21 protein-coding genes and 1 tRNA gene are annotated in these 19,486 nt (G+C 30.4%); 10 read left to right on the forward strand and 12 right to left on the reverse strand.

Annotation, left to right across the window (positions count from 1 at the left end; translation table 11 throughout):
* Window positions 1–346 precede the first annotated feature (346 nt).
* The 3 genes from ACHRVL_RS05025 to ACHRVL_RS05035 form a co-directional block, all read right to left on the reverse strand.
* Window positions 347–874: a hypothetical protein gene (locus tag ACHRVL_RS05025; protein ID WP_395410803.1), complete on the reverse strand. Its 528-nt coding sequence runs from the start codon at window positions 872–874 to the stop codon at window positions 347–349.
* A 154-nt stretch (window positions 875–1,028) separates the two neighbouring features.
* Complete coding sequence (locus ACHRVL_RS05030) at window positions 1,029–1,469, reverse strand: hypothetical protein (protein WP_395410805.1); 441 nt, start codon at window positions 1,467–1,469, stop codon at window positions 1,029–1,031.
* Between the two features lie 63 nt (window positions 1,470–1,532).
* The gene (locus ACHRVL_RS05035; RefSeq protein ID WP_395410806.1) at window positions 1,533–1,670 is read right to left on the reverse strand and encodes a hypothetical protein; all 138 of its coding nucleotides are present in this window, start codon (window positions 1,668–1,670) and stop codon (window positions 1,533–1,535) included.
* A gap of 157 nt (window positions 1,671–1,827) precedes the next feature.
* On the opposite strand from ACHRVL_RS05035, the gene ACHRVL_RS05040 reads away from it, so the two are divergent.
* Both ACHRVL_RS05040 and ACHRVL_RS05045 read left to right on the forward strand, forming a co-directional pair.
* A complete protein-coding gene (locus ACHRVL_RS05040; protein WP_395410808.1) occupies window positions 1,828–3,771 on the forward strand; it encodes an AAA family ATPase in 1,944 nt (647 codons plus the stop codon).
* A 3-nt stretch (window positions 3,772–3,774) separates the two neighbouring features.
* Window positions 3,775–4,623: a hypothetical protein gene (locus ACHRVL_RS05045; RefSeq protein WP_395410810.1), complete on the forward strand. Its 849-nt coding sequence runs from the start codon at window positions 3,775–3,777 to the stop codon at window positions 4,621–4,623.
* A 2-nt stretch (window positions 4,624–4,625) separates the two neighbouring features.
* Here ACHRVL_RS05045 and ACHRVL_RS05050 read toward each other — a convergent pair whose 3' ends face one another.
* Together ACHRVL_RS05050 and ACHRVL_RS05055 are read right to left on the reverse strand one after the other, a co-directional pair.
* Window positions 4,626–5,366 (reverse strand): SH3 domain-containing protein, encoded by a 741-nt coding sequence (locus ACHRVL_RS05050; RefSeq protein ID WP_395410812.1) that lies wholly within the window; start codon window positions 5,364–5,366, stop codon window positions 4,626–4,628.
* A gap of 12 nt (window positions 5,367–5,378) precedes the next feature.
* Window positions 5,379–5,855 carry a hypothetical protein gene (locus ACHRVL_RS05055; protein ID WP_395410815.1) on the reverse strand — a complete coding sequence of 159 codons (477 nt, stop codon included), beginning with the start codon at window positions 5,853–5,855 and terminating at the stop codon, window positions 5,379–5,381.
* A 165-nt stretch (window positions 5,856–6,020) separates the two neighbouring features.
* On the opposite strand from ACHRVL_RS05055, the gene ACHRVL_RS05060 reads away from it, so the two are divergent.
* The 4 genes from ACHRVL_RS05060 (at window position 6,021) to ACHRVL_RS05075 (ending at window position 10,286) form a co-directional block, all read left to right on the forward strand.
* Window positions 6,021–6,248 (forward strand): helix-turn-helix domain-containing protein, encoded by a 228-nt coding sequence (locus ACHRVL_RS05060; protein ID WP_395410817.1) that lies wholly within the window; start codon window positions 6,021–6,023, stop codon window positions 6,246–6,248.
* A 570-nt stretch (window positions 6,249–6,818) separates the two neighbouring features.
* A complete protein-coding gene (locus ACHRVL_RS05065; protein WP_395410819.1) occupies window positions 6,819–7,598 on the forward strand; it encodes a hypothetical protein in 780 nt (259 codons plus the stop codon).
* A 938-nt stretch (window positions 7,599–8,536) separates the two neighbouring features.
* A complete protein-coding gene (locus ACHRVL_RS05070) occupies window positions 8,537–9,682 on the forward strand; it encodes a hypothetical protein (RefSeq protein WP_395410821.1) in 1,146 nt (381 codons plus the stop codon).
* Window positions 9,683–9,692: 10 nt separating this feature from the next.
* Window positions 9,693–10,286 (forward strand): hypothetical protein, encoded by a 594-nt coding sequence (locus ACHRVL_RS05075; RefSeq protein WP_395410822.1) that lies wholly within the window; start codon window positions 9,693–9,695, stop codon window positions 10,284–10,286.
* A gap of 295 nt (window positions 10,287–10,581) precedes the next feature.
* On the opposite strand, the gene ACHRVL_RS05080 is transcribed toward ACHRVL_RS05075, so the two are convergent.
* From ACHRVL_RS05080 to ACHRVL_RS05090, 3 genes are all read right to left on the reverse strand, one after another.
* Window positions 10,582–10,770: a hypothetical protein gene (locus ACHRVL_RS05080; protein WP_395410824.1), complete on the reverse strand. Its 189-nt coding sequence runs from the start codon at window positions 10,768–10,770 to the stop codon at window positions 10,582–10,584.
* Window positions 10,771–10,805: 35 nt separating this feature from the next.
* Entirely contained in the window at window positions 10,806–11,159 is a 354-nt protein-coding gene (locus ACHRVL_RS05085; RefSeq protein ID WP_395410826.1) for a hypothetical protein, read from the reverse strand.
* An 871-nt stretch (window positions 11,160–12,030) separates the two neighbouring features.
* Window positions 12,031–12,104 (reverse strand) — tRNA-Ala (locus tag ACHRVL_RS05090).
* Between the two features lie 106 nt (window positions 12,105–12,210).
* Between ACHRVL_RS05090 and ACHRVL_RS05095 the strand changes: the two genes are divergently transcribed.
* The 4 genes from ACHRVL_RS05095 (at window position 12,211) to ACHRVL_RS05110 (ending at window position 14,567) form a co-directional block, all read left to right on the forward strand.
* On the forward strand, window positions 12,211–12,975 hold the full coding sequence (locus ACHRVL_RS05095) for an enoyl-CoA hydratase/isomerase family protein (RefSeq protein WP_395410827.1): 765 nt from the start codon (window positions 12,211–12,213) through the stop codon (window positions 12,973–12,975).
* A 90-nt stretch (window positions 12,976–13,065) separates the two neighbouring features.
* The gene (locus ACHRVL_RS05100; RefSeq protein WP_395410829.1) at window positions 13,066–13,242 is read left to right on the forward strand and encodes a hypothetical protein; all 177 of its coding nucleotides are present in this window, start codon (window positions 13,066–13,068) and stop codon (window positions 13,240–13,242) included.
* Window positions 13,243–13,274: 32 nt separating this feature from the next.
* The gene (locus ACHRVL_RS05105; protein WP_089054343.1) at window positions 13,275–13,727 is read left to right on the forward strand and encodes a 6-carboxytetrahydropterin synthase; all 453 of its coding nucleotides are present in this window, start codon (window positions 13,275–13,277) and stop codon (window positions 13,725–13,727) included.
* A gap of 96 nt (window positions 13,728–13,823) precedes the next feature.
* Entirely contained in the window at window positions 13,824–14,567 is a 744-nt protein-coding gene (locus ACHRVL_RS05110; RefSeq protein ID WP_395410831.1) for a UDP-2,3-diacylglucosamine diphosphatase, read from the forward strand.
* Window positions 14,568–14,574: 7 nt separating this feature from the next.
* On the opposite strand, the gene ACHRVL_RS05115 is transcribed toward ACHRVL_RS05110, so the two are convergent.
* The 4 genes from ACHRVL_RS05115 to recJ all read right to left on the reverse strand — a co-directional run bounded on the left by ACHRVL_RS05115 (window position 14,575) and on the right by recJ (window position 19,421).
* Entirely contained in the window at window positions 14,575–15,780 is a 1,206-nt protein-coding gene (locus ACHRVL_RS05115) for a cytochrome c3 family protein (RefSeq protein ID WP_395410833.1), read from the reverse strand.
* An 82-nt stretch (window positions 15,781–15,862) separates the two neighbouring features.
* Complete coding sequence (locus ACHRVL_RS05120) at window positions 15,863–16,219, reverse strand: hypothetical protein (protein WP_089054340.1); 357 nt, start codon at window positions 16,217–16,219, stop codon at window positions 15,863–15,865.
* Between the two features lie 231 nt (window positions 16,220–16,450).
* Window positions 16,451–17,731, reverse strand: coding sequence for an MFS transporter (locus ACHRVL_RS05125; RefSeq protein WP_089054339.1), 1,281 nt, complete (start codon window positions 17,729–17,731; stop codon window positions 16,451–16,453).
* The gene (gene recJ / locus ACHRVL_RS05130; RefSeq protein ID WP_395410836.1) at window positions 17,721–19,421 is read right to left on the reverse strand and encodes a single-stranded-DNA-specific exonuclease RecJ; all 1,701 of its coding nucleotides are present in this window, start codon (window positions 19,419–19,421) and stop codon (window positions 17,721–17,723) included. The genes ACHRVL_RS05125 and recJ overlap by 11 nt, the downstream gene beginning before the upstream one ends.
* Window positions 19,422–19,486 lie beyond the last annotated feature (65 nt).

Genomic DNA, 19,486 nt, shown 5'->3' on the forward strand with positions numbered 1-19,486 from the left:
AATGTTCAGAATAATTTTCAAGATTTCGTAGACTCACTGCATTATTTTGAATTGCCACTTCTAATCTTGAACTTAATTGGTTTGTTATATATAGAAAATATCCAAAAATGCTTTCCATTAAAACAAAAAAAATAAAAAGCATAATAAACTTAAAAGTAAACATTAAATAAAATATATCAGACAGATTATAAGTTAACACTGGATTTGCATTTGCTATCATAGGCATAAAATGCAAAGGGTATATCACCGTCAGTGGAAATGCAAATAATAAAAGAATTATTATGATTTTTAATGGTGCGATCGAATCGTTGAATGCCTGTAAACTTTGCAGATTTCCATCGAAATATTAAATTAATGTTTTTGACTCTATTTCTAGTTTATTAATTAAATTCTCTTCTTCTTCCAGATTATCCCATAATCCTTTGGGAGCTATGTCATAAAGTCCCGCAAAAGAAGTGTTTTTTACCGACAATCCGTTTCCTAAAGGAGTATATTTAGGTTTGTATTCTTCATAAATTTTTTCAAAACTTTCCATAACTGCGTTATCAATTTTAAACAAGCGACTATCTAAGCTGTAAATCTTATTTAAAATTTCTTCACGATTTAAATTATTAAAATCCCCATTTTTAATTTGTTCTTGAATGTCACTATTATATCTTACATGCATTTTTGTAAACCAATTAAAATGACAATTTTTAATACTAAGTATGATTTTATTATGTTCTATTTTCAAGTTATCAAATTCTGAAATTGTAGAATTTATTTTCTCACTAATACCTAGAAGTCTTGAAATTAAAAATGCACCAATAATACCAATTAATGCCGCTGCACTTTGACAAAATGAGCTAAAAAACCAATTCCAATCATTATTCATTTTTATAAAATTTAAGAGATTTTGTTTAAAGGCTTAAAACATTGTTTTTGAATAAAAAAACAAGATCAACGAATCAAAATGTAGTTAAATAAATAAATTTATCTATCTATCTATCTATCTATCTATCTATCTATCTATCTATCTATCTATCTATCTATCTATCTATATGCTCTTTAGCATTATTCATTAACATTAATGCAATTTGCTCAGGAGTGAACATATCAAAAAAGACTTCATATACTTTTTGTCCATTTTTTTGAATTACTTGTTCTAAATACTCTATTGTATAATTAATTAACGTCATAATTTTAGCAAGCTCTTCTGGTGAAAAAGCATTCAATTTTACTTGACTGAAACTAACTTGTGATTGTTCGACTCCTTCTTTTTTCGGAATTACCATAAATGACACCCCTATTTCACTTTCTGTATCACCTCTATGAGCAATGAATTGATGTCTCAAATCCATTAAAAAATTATGAACCTCTTTTAATTGATTATCATCTTTAAATAAGTTTTTAGGTTCAAGTTTTGGGAAATTATTCTTAGACGCATCTGTATAACATTTCCCATACAATGCAATGAGAGAGTATGTCAAAGCTGATTTAATAATTGGATTTACATCTGTTCCTAAGAGCTTAATATATTCCAGTGTTTTTTTTTAATCTTCAAGCATTGCGCAATATGCAATAAATTTTTTTGATAAAAATCCAGGAATTGCAACAACTAAATAATCTTCAGCATATTCAGTTTGTGCTTTTTTAATTAATCTAATAAGACGCTTTGTTTTGTTATCCATAATTTATAATTAGCTAGATTATTTACATCTAAATATTTAAGCTTTGATATTTTCAAATATACTTTTTTTTCTTACATTCAAATAGCTCTTAATAAAAACATGTTTTTTTTATTAAATAATTATATTAGCAAAACTATAATGACCACTAAAATGTGATATGGAAATTTCTCAAGAAAATAAAAAAGAAATATTTAATATTCTTATAAAAAGTGAAACTGATTTTTTAGGTAGCCACCATAATAATTGGATGAATAATAATTTTGAATTTTTAAAAAGTATTTGGGACATTTCTACAATGCCATCAGAAGACTCTAGATACCCAAATGCCGCTGGAGATATCTATCAACATATGATTTATAATGATGATTGGGATTTGGAATATTTATTTACAGTTAGGCTGAAAATATATGAAGATAATGAAGCATTTATAAAATTTATTGAGGCTGTTGTCTCTCCAATTTACAGAAAGGATCAGGATGATATTTTATTGTATGTTATTAAGATAAATAATATTCTTAGCAAAGATAAATTACAGCTGGTATTATTTGATTATGATGAAACAGGAAAATCAGTTTACCATGTTTACTCTAAAGAAGAAGTTGAAGACATCCCAATTGATGTAAAAAGAAATAATATTTTATTTCTTGTTGATAATGGCAGACCAAGAGGAAAAAGATTAATTGATAGTGAAGAGAATTGTTTTATATTAAAATATTCTAGTTGGGATGATTTCTATAATAAAACATCCTTTAGCTTGTATTATAGAAAAGATGGCTCTGAAACTAAAATAGGAAATGTTAAAATAATGTCTAGTGAAGAACAAGAGACAATAAACGTTATTCCTCAAAAATTTGTCATGTTGTCATCAAGTTTTTGTTCCCTTGGACAAACCATCGATTTTTATACCAATTTAAAATCTATTTTTCCCAATGATTTTGAAAATATACTTTATGCAATTGGGGATTGTGCTTTTTTTTCTGAAAAGCTCGAAAAATTTGACAATTTTCATGGTTTTAAAAAATCTTTAATTAGAGTAGATGAAGCAGAAAGAACCTCAAGATTAGCGAAATTTGTTATTAATAATTATGATTTAAAAAACCTATTTTCATTTGATTACAAGTTTACACCTAAATATTCAAAAGAGTCAATTAGGATTAAATTTGATTTTAGCGATAGTAATATACTTTCTAATAGAATTTATGCTGTAATAGGTAAAAACGGTACAGGAAAGACACAACTTTTAACTTCTTTACCTCTCAATATTTCAAAAAATGAAGAAGAATATTTTTCTCCGAGAGTTCCTATATTTAGCAAAATGATTTCTGTTTCCTATAGTATTTTCGATAGATTTAAAATTCCTGCAAAAACATCTAAATTTAATTATTTGTATTGCGGCTTGAAAAATGAAAAAGGTGAGTTTATTACTGAAAGAGGATTAGTTTTACGATTTCATAATACTTGGAAGAAGATTGAGGAAAGCGAAAGAATTGATAAGTGGAGAACAATTTTATCTAATTTCATTGAACCAGAAATTTTGGATGAATTTTTAGTCAAACGTGAATTTATCATATCATTACACAATTCGTTTCAGGTTGATAAAGAAGGGTTTAACCGAGTTAAAGATAGGTTGAGCTCTGGTCAAAATATTTTGTTGTACATCATAACAGAAATAACAGCACATATTAGATTGGATTCTTTAATCCTTTATGATGAACCTGAAACTCATTTACATCCAAATGCTATTTCTCAATTAATCAATACTATTTATGAGTTGGTAAATGAATTCCAATCGTATTGTATAATCGGAACTCATTCACCTTTAATAATTCAAGAATTATTATCTAAAAATGTTTATGTAATTGAGCGAAATGGAAATATTCCAGATATTAGAAGAATTGGAATAGAATCTTTTGGAGAAAATTTAACAACTTTAACGGATGATGTGTTTGGTAATCGAGAAATTCCAAAACAATATAAAAAAATAATTGACAAAAAAGCTTCACTAGGAATGTCTTTTGAAGAGATTATTTCTTTACTTCAATTTGACGAAATGCCTTTGAGTTTGAATACAAGATTGTATATTAAAAGCAAAACACAGTAATAAATGAGAAATTTAGATAGTACAAGGAGAAACTCATTTGATTTCCATAAACTTATTGTAGATAGCAAAAAAACAACGAGAATTGATCCTGATTATAAAACCCGTCTGCTTGCCATAGAAGATGAAATGGAGACATTATACAATGTTTATCAAATTAATTTTGATCGAAATATCCTTGAAACTACTGTTGCAAATGTTTATCCTGATAATAGTAAAGATGATTTATTAAAATTGTATAATTATAAGAGTAAATTAATCCAAACCCTTAAAAGTGAAATTACGACTACAAACACGCAACGTATTATTAATACATGTCAAAATTGTACTTTAAGTGAAATCAATTCATTCGATCATATTTTACCTAAAGAAGAGTTTAGTGAATTTGTCGTAAATCCACTTAATTTATTTCCTAGTTGTACAATATGCAATAGTTACAAGGGGCGATTTTGGCAAGAAAATGGAAGAAGATTATACTTAAATCTTTATTTAGACAAGCTGCCAGATTCACAGTATTTGTTTGTAGATATTGATTATAATAATGACACATTTGGGCTAAGATTTTATTTAGAAAATAGATCTGAGATTAATGAAAATTTATTTACTCTTATTGAAAGTCATTATAGCAAACTGCATCTATTAGAAAGATTTTCTAGAAATAGTGACAAAGTAATTACGCCTCTTCAGAACAAAATTAGACCATATATTCATCTTCTTCCAATGGAAAAAATAATAGAAATGGCAATCCAAACAGCAAATCTAAATCGAAACGTATTTGGCATGAATTATTGGGAATCAATTCTTGAGTTAGCCTTAATTAATAATGAAAACTTTATCCAATCGCTTAGTCATTAATGCTATTTTGTTATCCATCCAACAAAAATATATCCGATAATATTATTATACTTTATTTTGTAATATTTGTCATCATATTTTTCTAGTATATAAATATCACCATATTCTACTCTGCCAATTACTTTTGTGTCATCCATAGTTGGCTCGCTTGTTATCGGTGAATAGTAAGATGCTTTTTTGTATCCTGTATAATTTACAGAAGTAATTTTTTTTGAGGATTGATTCTTGGTTTCATTTTTAGTTTCAGCGGGTACTTTGGAAGTTTCTATTTTTATTATTGTATTTGCTTCCGCATATAAGTAATTTATAACTTGTCTTGTAAGGTTGTTGTCTGAATAGTCGTAATTTTTATATTCAATTGATTTTATTGCCTTTCTGAATTTGAAAAGAATTGCATCTTGTGTGGCTTGTGATACATCCATCTGACTTATAGTTTTAATAATTTCATCAATTGAACTCTGTACTTTTTCGATATTTTCATCTAATCTGTTTTGTTTTGAAGCTAATACTTTATTGATTAGGGAGGAGTTAATTGGTGAAATATATGAATCTTGGGTACTTTGTGAAAGTTCTTGATATTTCCATACTTTGTATAGATTGTCATAGTACTTATAACCAATCATTTTCCCTTGATTATTAAAATATTCATACCTACTATATAAATCATTGTATTTTTCTGTATAAGATTGCGCATGAGAAAAATTAAAAGCCAAAATTAAAAATACTGGAAATATCTTTTTCATTAGTTTCTTGTTTTAATATTTATTTAAATCTAAACTTCTCTCTATATACCCCTTATATTGGAGAACATCTAAATCTTCTGGAATGATAGTTATTATGAATGCTTTACCAATTGGTTTGTGAATTATCACTAATTCGACATTAGCAGTCCCTTTCTTAGTATTGTAGCTGTTTTCGTAAGTCCATTTGAAGCTCATAATATGAGTTTCGAATTCGGTAGATGATTCTTCAGATTTGTGATATTTTTTATCAAATATGCGCCCAAAACTGTTTGTGGCATTTTTTACCCAGACATTTGCCATGCTAAGATTTTTTCCATCTTCTGTATAAAAAGCCAAATAAGCTTGTTGATTTAAAATGTGTTCTGTAATATCTATATCATTCTCTCTGGCATCTGATATAACTAACTTTGAAATGATTTTCGGTTTTTCTGTTTGTCCAAGTATTATAAAAGGAAGAAAAAGGAATAATGTAATTAGTGATTTTTTCATGATTATGATTTTGAATTACATACAAATCTAGATAGATAGCCAGCTTTCTTTTTATGGAAATCCATAATCCAATATGACTTATATATAGTCGTCAATGATATGAAAATTTTCAAATATAGGCAAATATGCCCATAATAAATTTATGCGTAATCATGAATTTTGATTATGCGAAACGAGGAAGATGTCAAATATTTAAAAAAGTTTGGAGAAAATGTAAAAACGATAAGAATTTCTAAAGGATTTACACAACAATACTTGGCAGACAGTCTTAATGTTGAAATATCACAAATTTCGAGGCTGGAAAGAGGAATATTAAATACTTCAATAATTAATATTAAAAATATTGCTGTCGCTTTACAGGTTGATGCGGGTGATTTATTTAAATTCCAGTAAGTTTATACATTTCTAATTTATTTAAATAGAAATTGCACCACACAACATCATATAGTTGGCCTTTAATAAGCTCTAAGTTGATGGCAAAACTTTATGAATACACTCCTGAGATAAATCCCTGTTTTTTTATATTTCACATCGTCTGCTCGAACAGATTTTCCTAGAGAGCAAGTTTAGAACTTTGTATTTCTATCTTCTACATTAAGCAACTCGATTTTTTCTTCCAGATTATTAAACCTTTTAAAAGTCGTAACTACTTATGATAAAAATCTCTTGTTTCTGGATGATTTAATAGGATTTATTTTTCAAAAGTTTTCTCTAGTTTTTTTATATCAATAGTTCTTAAAACGAGATCTAATTTTTTTGTAATTTCAAGTATATCTAGTGCTGATGAAATTGGGGTGTTAATTTTAGAATAAATCGTTTTATCATATAATTTTTTTCAGCAACACAATTAAGTATTTTTTTTTTTTAACATATGCAAGAATTCTACTTTGTTAACTATTTACATACATGACAGTAAATGATTATTAATTATTATATTTATAATCAACCAGAAATTAATCTTTTATGGGGCATATTAAACTTAAACCTACAATACAATTCGAGATTAACTTTCATCCTTCAGAATTGGATGATATTATAATTCCAGAAGAAAGCAAAGAAATAGCTAGAGACTACGTAAAATCTAAAAAGCTATCGGAAAATGATATCATGATTATGATGGATAATAAAGTTATCTACGGTTATGATTATTTATATCAAAACAAAAAACTTATTTTGCCAGAAGTAAATCCAGTTACTATTTTTTATTCAAACGCAATCATGTCTTCTGGTTTATTGCAAAATTATAAAGAGACGTTACTTTCGGAAGCATCTGTATGTGGGAAAAATGGTCAAATGATTGACTTAAATCATTCTGGTGCATTCTTCCAATTAGCAATTAATTGCATTGTAAATCTTCAAGCCACACTAGAAAGTTTTGCAAACGTGGTAATTCCACATGATTATTTATTTACTGACTCATTAGGAAACCCAATTATACCAACTATCTCTCATAAACTAAACACCTCAATCCCAGAAATTAGGAGTATAAATTTTAAGACTAAATTTAAAAGATACTGTAAACATATTGATGCTCTTATTCAATTAAGAAATAACATTATCCATCTTAAACCCGTAGAACAAACAACAAACACAGTTTATAAAAATGTTTATCGACAATTGTTAAATTTTGACTATCACAAAACAATAATAGTCGTTTCGACTTTTGTGAATTTTTACGAACCAGATTTACTTTCAGAATGTGGGTGTGGAAATGATTTTTCCTATGACATTATCAAAAAGTAATATGGTAGTGAATTATTTTCAGCACCTACCCACATCGAAAATAGTACAAATTTTGAAAAAACAGCCCCTTAATTCTATTTCATTTGAATCACTTATATAATATATACCAAATGTGGGTTATAGATTTGTTTTGTTGGATTAAAATTACACTCTAAAGATTTTATCCCAATAAGCTTTATCCCGTTACCTCTTTGATTTCTTTTTTTTCTGCCTTTCTCTTATCATTAAAAATCCTTACTAAACTTTTTCAATCATAAGTTTTAACTTATTGGTTTTACAAGATTTAAATATTAATGTCACAAAAATAAGGTTCTACCCATTTTTCGATCGTTGACAAATAAGCATTTATATTTCTGCTTTACGAATATTACAACATAGTGTGCAAAATCTATTTTTTCAATATTTGCCATATAATTTACCCTCTGAGATAGTCATTTTATTTTGACAGTAATAAGTATTCCAATAACTATTTTACTTTTCTATATCACCCTTTTGTTTAGCAACATTCATCAAACTTAATATCATTGCTTAGGTAATGGTTTTACGTTTTGCTCTACCTTTCAGATCTTCGCTGTTACCCAAATCTGAACCGTTTCCTGATACAATTACTTGTTTTTCTTCCTTTTCATTTGTCACGTTTTGCCCTAATGTATTTTTTTTTTAAAAACTTCTTTTATTTGTTTTTGTAGGATTAAGTACATACATTTGTTTTTAAGAAAATACTGTAGAATTTTCTCATTCATTACAAAAAGTAATATCTAATACTACAGTATTTTTAATTAATAAGTTGCAAAATCTACTTATTTAAGATTTAAAAATTTTGTTGAAGAGTTTTTTTTTCTCCAACAACAATTTAATTGATTCTATATAATTAAAAAACGGGACTAACAAAAGACAATTCTACCCAGCAAAATGCGAAATGAATTGAAAAAAAGATTATGATAACTAACAAACTAAAAAAAGGTAATGGCATAAAAAGAATAGTTCTTTTTATTTTAACGCTAGCACTAACCAATTGTCAGCATGAGGAAAATATGACAGAACAGTCAAAAAGTTCGATTCAGACAGTAAGCATCACTGAAGCCAAATCCTTTTTAACACGATCACAGAACAGTCCTTCAGGTAAATTGTATAGAAGCCAATTAGAAAATTTTGAACTAGACAAAATTGTGCAAGAAAAAATGATCAATACAGATCAGTTGCTTACCGTTATTCCTGTTAAACGAATCAATGCTGCGCAATTTGACAGAGTGCTTCTTCTAAAAATTGATAATGTAATTAAGAGCGTTGTTTATAAAATGTATTCCGATGGTCCACAAATTACATCTCCATTTTCGGGTAAAATTTTGATATACGATTTAGATGGAAATTTCATCAATGGTTTTCACTTAGAAAATGGTAGGGCAACCCTACAGTACATAAAGAAAAGTTCGAAGAGCATTACAAGTAAGTCTAGTAGTGATGAGTATGGAGGAGAATTAGAAGGAGTAACAGTAATTAATAGGTACAAGAATAATAGGTTTATCCCTGAAATTGCTGATTTCGGCTGGGGGGATAATCTTGGTGGCGGTAACGGCGGGGGAGATGTTTCTTGGGAGCAAGATCCAGGGGCAGGAAATAGTGGCGGGAGTGATTTAGAAACTACAGAAGATCTCCCTCCTAGTTGTCAAAGTTTTAATTTTTCAAAAACAGCTTCTTTGTGGCAGACGGCTTTGGTGAAAAATATTAGTTTTAATATAATATTACTAGACGAAACAGGTGTTACCTTTATGCATTCAGCGAAGTTTGTGCAACCGATATCTTTTGGAATGCCAACAAATCACGCTGTGGGAGGTGCTCCTATAAGTTCTGGAGCAGCGGCAGAGTTATCAGCGCAAGCACTTCAGACCACAATTAGAGAAGTAGTTGCAAAGTATGGAAGAGTTAAAGTTTCTGAAATGATTGTAGAACAATATTTTAAAGAAAGATTGTTGTATAATTATCCTTTATTTACCTCGGGTGGGCGAGTAAACTGGACTACAACAGAAAATTTACCTGTAACAGATTATCAAACAACTTTTATGCTCCCAGATGATTGTGAATAAAAAATATATTATGATTGATAAAGTTTTAAAAAATCTGATTTACATTTTTTACCCCAAAAACATCTCATTTGAAAGAGAACAAGTGAAGTATTTCGCAAGTGAAGAATATATCAGATTAAATCAGACATTAACAACCTTTCAATCGGACTCAAAAGAGCTTTGTTCAAAAAATATTCTTAAGGAATTTGAAAACGACTATACATTAAAAAACTTTAAAGATTTTACATTATTTGAGTATGGTGATAAATGTTTAACCTTTAATTTTGGTTTTATAGAAGATGGTGAATTATACACAGTTTCATTATTAATTAGTGTTTTAGTTCCTTATTATACTATTAAATGTCAAAAGAATATTATTGAATTAGTTTTCTCCGAATCTAGAATCGCTGAATTACAAGAAGCTAGTTTAGAGAAAAGGAAATTAAACGATATAATCTTAAAAATTGAAAGTATTGTTGAAGAAAAATTGTTTTATAATAAGTTCCCTAATGAAATGCTTAACTTTATTGTGGAAGATATTAGCTTTCAAGAAGCAGACTTTGGCTATTTCAAATTGTTTAATGCTTTTTTTAATAACTTAATAATGATCGAAAATGAAGAATAAATTTTTAGTGTTTTTGACAATATGTACTTTATTAATGGTTTTTTTTTACTTTTCCGATTACTATTTTAATTTAAATATTGGCGATACATATCTTGTCGTAAATTATTTTTACCCAATTTTATTTTTACTGATATTAGGAAGTATAATTTATTTGATTAAAAGACGAAATTTTGTAAAGAATAATTGTTAATTGAAATTAAAAGGGGCTCTTACAAATGAGAGTCCCTTTTTTACGATTTGTATTAGCTTAAGTTAACCAACTTCTTTAAATAATGAAGTACCCTTTATTGAGAAGTCAAATCAATACAATTTTTAATATCGTAAAAAGCTGAGGTTTTGGCTTATAATTGGTCAATGTTTCATCGGTAACAATATTTTTCCAATCAGCGATCTTAGGATTAAATTCCCATTCTTTAATAAGTAATTCCGTAATATCTTTATTCGCAACAATTAAGTGTAAATGAGGATTATATGTCTTAGTCACAGGATTGAAATTACACTCCAAAGATTTTACACCTATCAGCTTAATTCCTTTATCTCTTTTACATCTTTTTTCTGTTTTTCTTTTATTATTGAGAATCCCTGCAATAATTTCACGATCATTACTTTTAACCTATTGGCTTTACAAGATTTAACTGTTAAGGTCACAAAGTAAGGTTCTTGCCATTCTTTTATAATTGATAAATACTTGTTTATTATTTCAGCTTTACGAATACTACAACAAAGAGTACAAAATCTATTTTTACAATACTTGCCGTAAAGTTTACCCTCTGCACTTATAATATTGCTTTGACAGTAGTATGTATTCCAATATGAATTTTGTTTTTCGGTGTCTCCTTTTTGCTTGGCAACATCCATCAAACTTAAAATCATAGCTTACGTAATTATTTTACGTTTTGCCCTATCTTTTAATCCATCACTATTATTCAAATCTGAGCCGTTCCCTGTTACGATTGCTTGTTTTTGTCCCATTTTATTTGTCCCGTTTTGTCCTAATCTATAAAAAGAGAGGACGATGATTATACTCTATCATTGAATTATAGAGTTTCAGAAATGAATAATAATAGATTAGAAATTCAGGCAAATATTTTTGCAAGCCATTTATTAATTCCGATAAACCCATTAATTAAAGAGGTCAGCATTTTTTTTGTAAAAGAGAGAATAAATAAAAATTATCTTTATTTGGACAAACAGCCTGTTAATCAATTATTAGTTTATAGTTTATTAAATCAATTAAGTTTAAAATTCCTTGCTTCAAAAGAATCGATCAAAATCAGATTGATTGCAAAAAATCTATTAAAGGACACGATTTATTTTTCTTTCAAAAAACTCTTAAATGAATTTAAACTTTAAAGTTGTTAATAGATGATAACACATAAGATAGATGTTTCTTTTTGCTTGCCAACCTAATAATAGTTTATATAGTTTAAAACACCTGTTCTTTAGAAAAGAGGCTTTAAGCCCGCTTATATAATATTGTAAAATTTATAATTAATTTTATGTATTTATGGAAGTATCCTCCGTACTTTGTGATAACATTTTGCAGGTATTTTTTGAGTCTCCCCCGTCAATTCTTATTAAAAGGGTGTTTTTAAAGTCTGTAATTTCTTTTTACGGACGATTTTTTAAAATTGTTATTTAGGTATTTGCTGGGAAAAAAAATGAAATCGTACAGAAATCGTACAATTAATAAAAATAAAAAACCGTAATCCATTGTTTTTTAATGATTTACGGTTTTTTTATGTGGAGAATATCGGATTCGAACCGATCGCCTCTACGCTGCCAGCGTAGCGCTCTAGCCAAATGAGCTAATCCCCCAAAGTCATAGCAAATAAAGTCAATTAATTTTCAATAAACAAATTTAGAAACTGATCTAAGTAAAAATAGTTGTCAAAACCGTAACTTTACATTTAAAATTATTTTTATGAGTTTAGAAACAACAAAAGGATCGTTGTCGACTTCTTTTCAAGATACAATTGCAACCGTGCAGTTTGGGCATCCTGCAAGTAATTCTTTTCCGCGAGAATTATTAAATAAACTTACATTAGAAATTAACTCATTGAGCCGAAATGATGCTGTTTCACTGATTATTTTGAAGAGCGAAGGCGAAAAAGCTTTTTGTTCCGGCGCTTCGTTTGATGAACTTCTACAAGTAGAAAATGAAGAACAAGGAACAGAGTTTTTTTCTGGTTTTGCACATTTGCTAAATGCTATGCGCAGCTGCAGTAAGCTTATAATTGGACGAGTTCAAGGAAAAGCAGTTGGCGGCGGAGTAGGAATAATTGCGGCTTGCGATTATGTTTTTGCAACTCCTCAAAGCGATATTAAATTATCTGAACTTGCAATTGGTATTGGTCCGTTTGTAATTGAGCCGGCTGTATCTCGTAAAATTGGAAAAACAGCAATGACAGCAATGACATTGGCAGCGCACGAATGGAAATCGGCAGATTGGGCTTTTCAAAAAGGACTTTATTCTGTTTTAGTTGATTCAGAAAATCTAGATAAAGAAGTCGAAAATTTTGCTCAAAAATTAAGTTCATACAATCCAGAAGCATTGCACGAAATGAAAAAGATCATTTGGGAAAATACAGAAAACTGGGAATCGCTGCTTTTTGAACGTGCCGCTATTACAGGTAAATTGGTTTTGTCTGATTTTAGCAGAAATGCTTTGATGCAGTTTAAAAAATAGGCATGACATAAGTCATTGATTTTATACAAACAGTAACATAGTTTTGAAAAAGGATTTAAAACCAATTTTTCACTTTATAAATTATTGAATATGACTATTATTTCTTTATTCCAAAACGTTGATGTTGCAGAGAAAATTAAAAACGCTCCAGACAGCGGATATCAAATAGGTGTTGTTATAGGATCGTTTATTCCGTTTGTCGTTTTAGTAGGAATTGCCTATTGGATGTATAACCGTGCTAAAAAAAGAGACGAAAACGGTTATTAATTTGTAAATTTGCAAGCTTAAATTAAAAATCGATGAGTAATATTAGAATTACAAAACAATTTAGTTTCGAAACTGGGCATGCATTGTACGGTTACGACGGGAAATGCAAGAACGTTCACGGACACAGTTATAAATTGTCGGTAACTGTTATTGGTTCGCCAATTACAGATCGATCGAATGTGAAATTCGGAATGGTAATTGACTTTTCTGATTTAAAGAAAATTGTAAAAGAAGAAATCGTCGATCAATTTGACCATGCGACTGTATTCAATCAAACAACACCGCATATCGAATTAGCAAATGAATTAAAAAATCGCGGACATCACGTAATATTGGTCGATTATCAGCCAACAAGTGAGAATATGGTAGTTGATTTTGCGGATAGAATCATAGCAAGACTGCCAAAAGGAATTTCGCTTTTCTCTCTTAAACTTCAAGAAACAGAATCGTCGTTTGCAGAGTGGTATGCAAGTGATAATATTTAATTTTCAAAAAAGAAATTCCAAATTCTAAACTCTTCGACTTCGATCAGAGAGACAAAAGTCTAAAATTCTAAGAAGTCCAGTAATCTAAAAATCTAAATGAAAAAAGTATATTTTGCTTCAGATCAGCATTTTGGCGCGCCGACTCCTGAATTGAGTCTGCCGCGTGAAAAGAAATTTGTGGCTTGGTTAGATGAGGTTAAAGAAGATGCTGAAGCAATTTTTTTACTGGGTGATTTGTTTGATTTTTGGTTTGAATATAAAACCGTTGTACCAAAAGGTTTTGTTCGAATTTTAGGCAAATTGGCCGAAATTCGCGACAGCGGTATTCCAATCTACTTTTTTGTTGGAAATCATGATCTTTGGATGAATGATTATTTTGAAACCGAATTGAATATTCCGGTTTATCATGATAACAAAGAATTTACTTTTAACGGAAAAACCTTTTTAATTGGTCATGGAGACGGAAAAGGCCCCGGAGACAAAGGTTATAAAAGAATGAAAAAGGTATTTACAAATCCGTTTTCAAAACGGCTTTTTCGATGGCTTCATCCAGATGTAGGTGTAAGTTTAGCGCAGTATTTATCCGTTAAAAATAAACTGATTTCTGGTGACGAAGATGTAAAGTTTCTTGGTGAAGAAAACGAATGGCTCGTGTTGTACGCCAAACGCAAACTCGAAACCAAGCATTATAATTATTTTATTTTTGGACATCGCCATTTACCAATGATTATTCCTGTTGGCGAAGATTCTAATTATGTAAATTTAGGTGATTGGATTGGTTATTTTACTTATGGCGTTTTTGACGGTGAGACTTTTGAACTTAAAAAATTCGAAAAATAATTACCGTTTACTTAGCAGGATAGATTCCTATTTTGTGCGTTCTCAAAATATATTCTGAAAGCTGCTTACTGTTAGAAAGTTGAAATTTAATTGCTCCTGATGCTTTTTTCGGCATATGGCATTCCACACAATTAGCAGCCAATAATTTTTCAGGCATAGTTTTTAAAGTAGTTTCATTGTGTTTTAAACCTTGATGACAACTCATACAGATTTTAGAATACGATGCCATGTTTTTAGAAGCATTCTCATGCGGATTATGGCAAGTTATACAATCCATTTTGTCACTTTTTATAAAACACTTGCTTTGCGCCATTAAACGAAATTGGTTTCCATGAACATCAAATTTCGCTGTATCAGTTACACTTCTTGTTTCTCTATAAAAATCAGAAAGATTATCGCCGGGTTTAAAGTCAAAACGAGATTTCATTTTCATTCCGTCATTTCCGGCGTGGCAAAGCGCACAGGCATCTAACTTTTGTTGTCTGTTAAGCGTTTTAAAACTTGTAATACTATTGGCGACTTTGATATTAGGGTTTTTGAGATGAAAATCAACATGCTTTTTCGCAGGTCCGTGGCAGCGTTCACAATCAATTCCGTAAACAATTGTTTTTTTATCAATAACATCTTCAACCTCCATCGATAAAAAGTTCTTATCTGTAGAATTCTGATTAACATTTCGGCTGCTGATGTTTGAACTATGGCAAGAATAGCAGTCTTTTACAACCATACGGTCAAAATACGGTTTGTCTGCAGGAAACCCTGGACTTGTTGCCCAATTGTTTATAGAATTATAGTAAGAAACAGGTAATTCGTATGTATTGCGATCTCGCCAGTATACCGAAGTTTGTGCGTGCTTAATTCCAAAAACAATCTCGAAACGATGTGCCTCAACTTCTTTTCCGTTTTTATATAAAACCTGATACAAGCTGTCGTTGCGTTTTTCCATGACAATTTTGGTGTTTTTGTCATAGATAAAAGTGTGATTTGCTTTGTCAAAATCACCTAAAATATTTGCCGGAATTGCTGGAGCAGTTGCTTTAAAGTGAGCACTTTTTGCGGCCATGTCATATTGAGTTTGATGACATTGAATACAGCTTTCAGAGCCTGCATAATCAGTGCCTCGCGGATCAATATACTCTTCAGAAGCGTCTTTGCAGTTTGTAAAAAAGAGCGCTAGAATAGTAAAGGCAATAAAAATGCTTATTTTTTTCATTGCCGTAAATATACTTTTTTTTGAATAAAATCAAAATATATTTCAATAATGAAAAAATGTTGTTAAAATATTTAGAATGTTTTTAATTTAATCCAGGACCATAAACATATTCGTCTAATTCGATTTTAAACAAAGAACCTTCAACTAAATCTTTAATAGATTTTAGTTCTGTCATTGAAACTGCTAAATCTATTGATGAACAAGGAGTTTTTAGTAAAAATTTATGACAAGAATATTTTAACTCACAAGCTTCGCAACAAGCATTTTCGATAATGCTGTCTTCAATTAAATCGCAAAACATATTCAATTCTGAAACCGTAAAATAGAAGCCCGTTTCTTTAAAAACCAACTGTACTTTGTCGAGAATTGTCTGGCTGTTTTGTTTCCAGTAAAAGGCTATGCCGAAGCTGTTGTGATATATTTGTTGTATTTCTCTCATTGTAAATCCTTTTATTCCAGCAAATATAAATATTATTTATATTAATTCTAAATAAAAAAATCATAAAAATTTGAAAAATGTTTTACCATATAAGTACTATAAGTTCATAGTAAGGGCTTTTTTGTTTCTGCTTGATGCAAAAATAAAAAGACCTCCATTTTATTGGAGGTCTCTATATTTAAGATCCATTCTTTAAATGAACTTATATTACTTATATGGGTTAAAAATTAATTACTCTTGATTATGATGCTCTTCCATATCTTTATGAAGATCTAAATCTCTAAAAGTTGGAGATATGAAACCAAAACCTAAAACGGTTAAAAGTGTAATGCTTCCGCCAAAGACAACCGATGTTACAGCTCCCATTAATTTGGCAGTTGCCCCACTTTCAAACGCACCTAATTCATTTGAAGAGCCAACAAAAATCGAATTTACAGCACCAACTCGCCCGCGCATATGATCAGGAGTTTTAAGCTGCAAAATGGTCTGGCGAATTACTACCGAAATTCCGTCAGCAAGTCCGCTCAAGAATAAAGCAAAAACAGAAAGCCAGAATGACGTCGAAAGTCCAAATAAGATGATCGACAATCCAAAAACAAATATGGCACCTAGAAGTTTTTTTCCGGCATTTTTATATAAAGGGATATACGCCGAAACAATCATCGTAATAAAAGCACCCACAGCAGGAGCAGCTCTTAATATACCAAAACCTTCAGAACCTACTTTTAAAATATCTTGTGCAAAAACTGGTAATAATGCAACTGCTCCTCCAAAAAGTACCGCAATCATATCAAGAGACAAAGCACCTAAAACAATTTGGTTTTTAAATACAAAAGTCAAACCTTCTGTAAGACTGTCTTTTATTGATTCTCCAATTTTTGGATTTATGATTGGTTTTTTACTGATTTGTGATAAGGCAATTAAGGAAAGAATTGAGAATCCGAAAACGAGACACATTGACCAGTGAACCCCAATCCAGTTAATTGAAAATCCTGCAAGTGCAGGTCCCATAACCGCACCAATCTGCCAAACTGAGCTGCTCCATGTAGCAGCATTTGGATATGCTTTTTTAGGAATAATAAGTGATAGTAGTGAGAAGATAGTAGGGCCGAGAAAAGCACGAACTAATCCGCCGAGAAAAACTAAAAAATAAATGGCGTATAAGATAGACTCAGTCGACCAGCCGCTGACAATTTTTGGCCAAGTCAATAAAAATAATCCAAAACTAATTACTGAAAATCCTAGAATGCATTTTACCAATAATCCTTTCTTTTCTCTTTGATCTACAATATGTCCTGCAAACAATGCCATTGAAACCGCTGGAATTACTTCCATTAAACCTATGATTCCTAGCGAAAGCGGGTTTTTAGTTAAACTGTAAACCTCCCATTCAATCACAATAAACTGCATCGACCAAGCAAAAACCATCGCAAAGCGCAATAGTAAAAATATATTAAACTCTCTATAGCGAAGCGCTTGATACGGATCTGGTTTTGTTGATTTAGTTGTCATTTGTTCTAATGTCTTTCAGCATAAGCTGTGTTGAAATAGTTCCATTCCATTCATTTTCAGCTAAAGAATAAGCCAGCTGAAACAGATTCTGATTTTGTGCTATACTTAGTTTTTTTCCTAGTCCAAAGCCAATTGCAGCAATTCCATCAGAATTAGATTGTTTTACAAAAAGCCTTAAATGTTCTTCTTCAGAGCCTAAAGTTTTGGCATAACCAGTATCTTTTATGTCTTTAGTCATGAAAACCGGCGTCATGTTCTGCGGGCCAAAAGGTTCAAATTGTTTTAAAATACGGATGAGTTTTGGAGTAATATCAGAGAAATTAATTTCGGCATCAATTTCAATTTCTGGAGTTCGCATTTCAGGTAAAATAGTTGATGAAACCTGTTTTTCAAAAGCGTCTTTAAAAATCTGATAATTTTCAGCTTTTAAAGTCATTCCCGCTGCGTACATATGTCCTCCAAATTGCTCTAAATGTTCTGCACAGGCATCTAATGCATTATAAACATCAAATCCTTTTACAGATCGAGCAGAAGCGGCATATTTGTCTCCACTTTTAGTAAAAACTAAAGTTGGCCTATAATAGGTTTCGATCAATCTAGAAGCGACAATTCCAATAACGCCTTTGTGCCAGTCTTCCTGAAAAACAACAGTCGAAAATCGATCTTGTTCTTCATTTTGTATAATTTGCTGAAAAGCTTCTTTAGTAATTTGTTTGTCTAAATCTTTTCGATCAGAATTATATTGTTCAATTTCAGAAGCGAATTGCTGCGCTTGTTCAAAATTAAATTCAGTTAAAAGTTCTACCGCATGATTTCCGTGTTTGATTCTTCCCGCTGCGTTTATTCTTGGTGAAATAATAAAAACGACATCAGTAATATCTAAAACTTTCTTTTTAACCTGATGCACCAAAGCTTTAATTCCTGGGCGTGGGTCGCTATTGATAACTTGTAATCCGAAATAAGCTAAAACACGATTTTCTCCTGTAATAGGAACAATATCTGCCGCAATTGCGGTTGCAACCAAATCTAGATATGGAACTAAATCTTCTATAGTTTCATTTCGGTTTTGACCTAAAGCTTGAATCAACTTAAAACCAACTCCACAGCCGCATAATTCATCATACGGATAAGTGCAGTCTTCTCTTTTTGGATCAAGAATTGCAACCGCATCTGGAAGAAACTCACCGGGTCTGTGGTGATCGCAGACAATAAAATCGATGTTTTTTGCTTTCGCGTAAGCGATATGATCGATGGATTTTATGCCGCAATCGAGCGCAATAATTAAGGAAAATCCGTTATCGTCAGCAAAGTCAATTCCTTTAAAAGAAATTCCGTAACCTTCATCATAACGATCCGGAATATAAGTTGCAATATTTGGATAATGTGATTTTAAATACGATGAAACTAAAGAAACCGCTGTTGTTCCGTCAACATCATAATCGCCAAAAACCAGAATGTTTTCCTGATTTTCAATTGCCAATTCTATTCTTGCAACTGCTTTGTCCATATCTTTCATCAGATAAGGATCATGAAGATGTTCTAAAGAGGGGCGAAAGAAATTTTTAGCATCTTCAAAAGTTTCAATGCCGCGCTGAATCAAAAGCGTTGCAACAAAATCTTCTACATTTAAGGCTTGCGCTAAATGTTTGATTTTATCTTGTGAAGGTTTTGGTTTTATGGTCCAACGCATGGGTTGATTTTAGATTTTATAGTGTTGATTTTAGACTTCTGATTTTCGAAATCGTTTAATCTGTG

The organism is Flavobacterium sp. FlaQc-28 (genome assembly GCF_044007415.1).
Lineage (GTDB): Bacteria > Bacteroidota > Bacteroidia > Flavobacteriales > Flavobacteriaceae > Flavobacterium.

Coding starts and splice junctions, on each gene's coding strand:
- ACHRVL_RS05025 (WP_395410803.1), bottom strand. CDS start 874: ATGAATAATGATTGGAATTGGTTTTTTAGCTCATTTTGTCAAAGTGCA.
- ACHRVL_RS05035 (WP_395410806.1), bottom strand. CDS start 1,670: ATGGATAACAAAACAAAGCGTCTTATTAGATTAATTAAAAAAGCACAA.
- ACHRVL_RS05040 (WP_395410808.1), top strand. CDS start 1,828: ATGGAAATTTCTCAAGAAAATAAAAAAGAAATATTTAATATTCTTATA.
- ACHRVL_RS05045 (WP_395410810.1), top strand. CDS start 3,775: ATGAGAAATTTAGATAGTACAAGGAGAAACTCATTTGATTTCCATAAA.
- ACHRVL_RS05050 (WP_395410812.1), bottom strand. CDS start 5,366: ATGAAAAAGATATTTCCAGTATTTTTAATTTTGGCTTTTAATTTTTCT.
- ACHRVL_RS05055 (WP_395410815.1), bottom strand. CDS start 5,855: ATGAAAAAATCACTAATTACATTATTCCTTTTTCTTCCTTTTATAATA.
- ACHRVL_RS05060 (WP_395410817.1), top strand. CDS start 6,021: ATGCGAAACGAGGAAGATGTCAAATATTTAAAAAAGTTTGGAGAAAAT.
- ACHRVL_RS05065 (WP_395410819.1), top strand. CDS start 6,819: ATGGGGCATATTAAACTTAAACCTACAATACAATTCGAGATTAACTTT.
- ACHRVL_RS05070 (WP_395410821.1), top strand. CDS start 8,537: ATGATAACTAACAAACTAAAAAAAGGTAATGGCATAAAAAGAATAGTT.
- ACHRVL_RS05075 (WP_395410822.1), top strand. CDS start 9,693: ATGATTGATAAAGTTTTAAAAAATCTGATTTACATTTTTTACCCCAAA.
- ACHRVL_RS05085 (WP_395410826.1), bottom strand. CDS start 11,159: ATGATTTTAAGTTTGATGGATGTTGCCAAGCAAAAAGGAGACACCGAA.
- ACHRVL_RS05095 (WP_395410827.1), top strand. CDS start 12,211: ATGAGTTTAGAAACAACAAAAGGATCGTTGTCGACTTCTTTTCAAGAT.
- ACHRVL_RS05100 (WP_395410829.1), top strand. CDS start 13,066: ATGACTATTATTTCTTTATTCCAAAACGTTGATGTTGCAGAGAAAATT.
- ACHRVL_RS05105 (WP_089054343.1), top strand. CDS start 13,275: ATGAGTAATATTAGAATTACAAAACAATTTAGTTTCGAAACTGGGCAT.
- ACHRVL_RS05110 (WP_395410831.1), top strand. CDS start 13,824: ATGAAAAAAGTATATTTTGCTTCAGATCAGCATTTTGGCGCGCCGACT.
- ACHRVL_RS05115 (WP_395410833.1), bottom strand. CDS start 15,780: ATGAAAAAAATAAGCATTTTTATTGCCTTTACTATTCTAGCGCTCTTT.
- ACHRVL_RS05120 (WP_089054340.1), bottom strand. CDS start 16,219: ATGAGAGAAATACAACAAATATATCACAACAGCTTCGGCATAGCCTTT.
- ACHRVL_RS05125 (WP_089054339.1), bottom strand. CDS start 17,731: ATGACAACTAAATCAACAAAACCAGATCCGTATCAAGCGCTTCGCTAT.
- recJ (WP_395410836.1), bottom strand. CDS start 19,421: ATGCGTTGGACCATAAAACCAAAACCTTCACAAGATAAAATCAAACAT.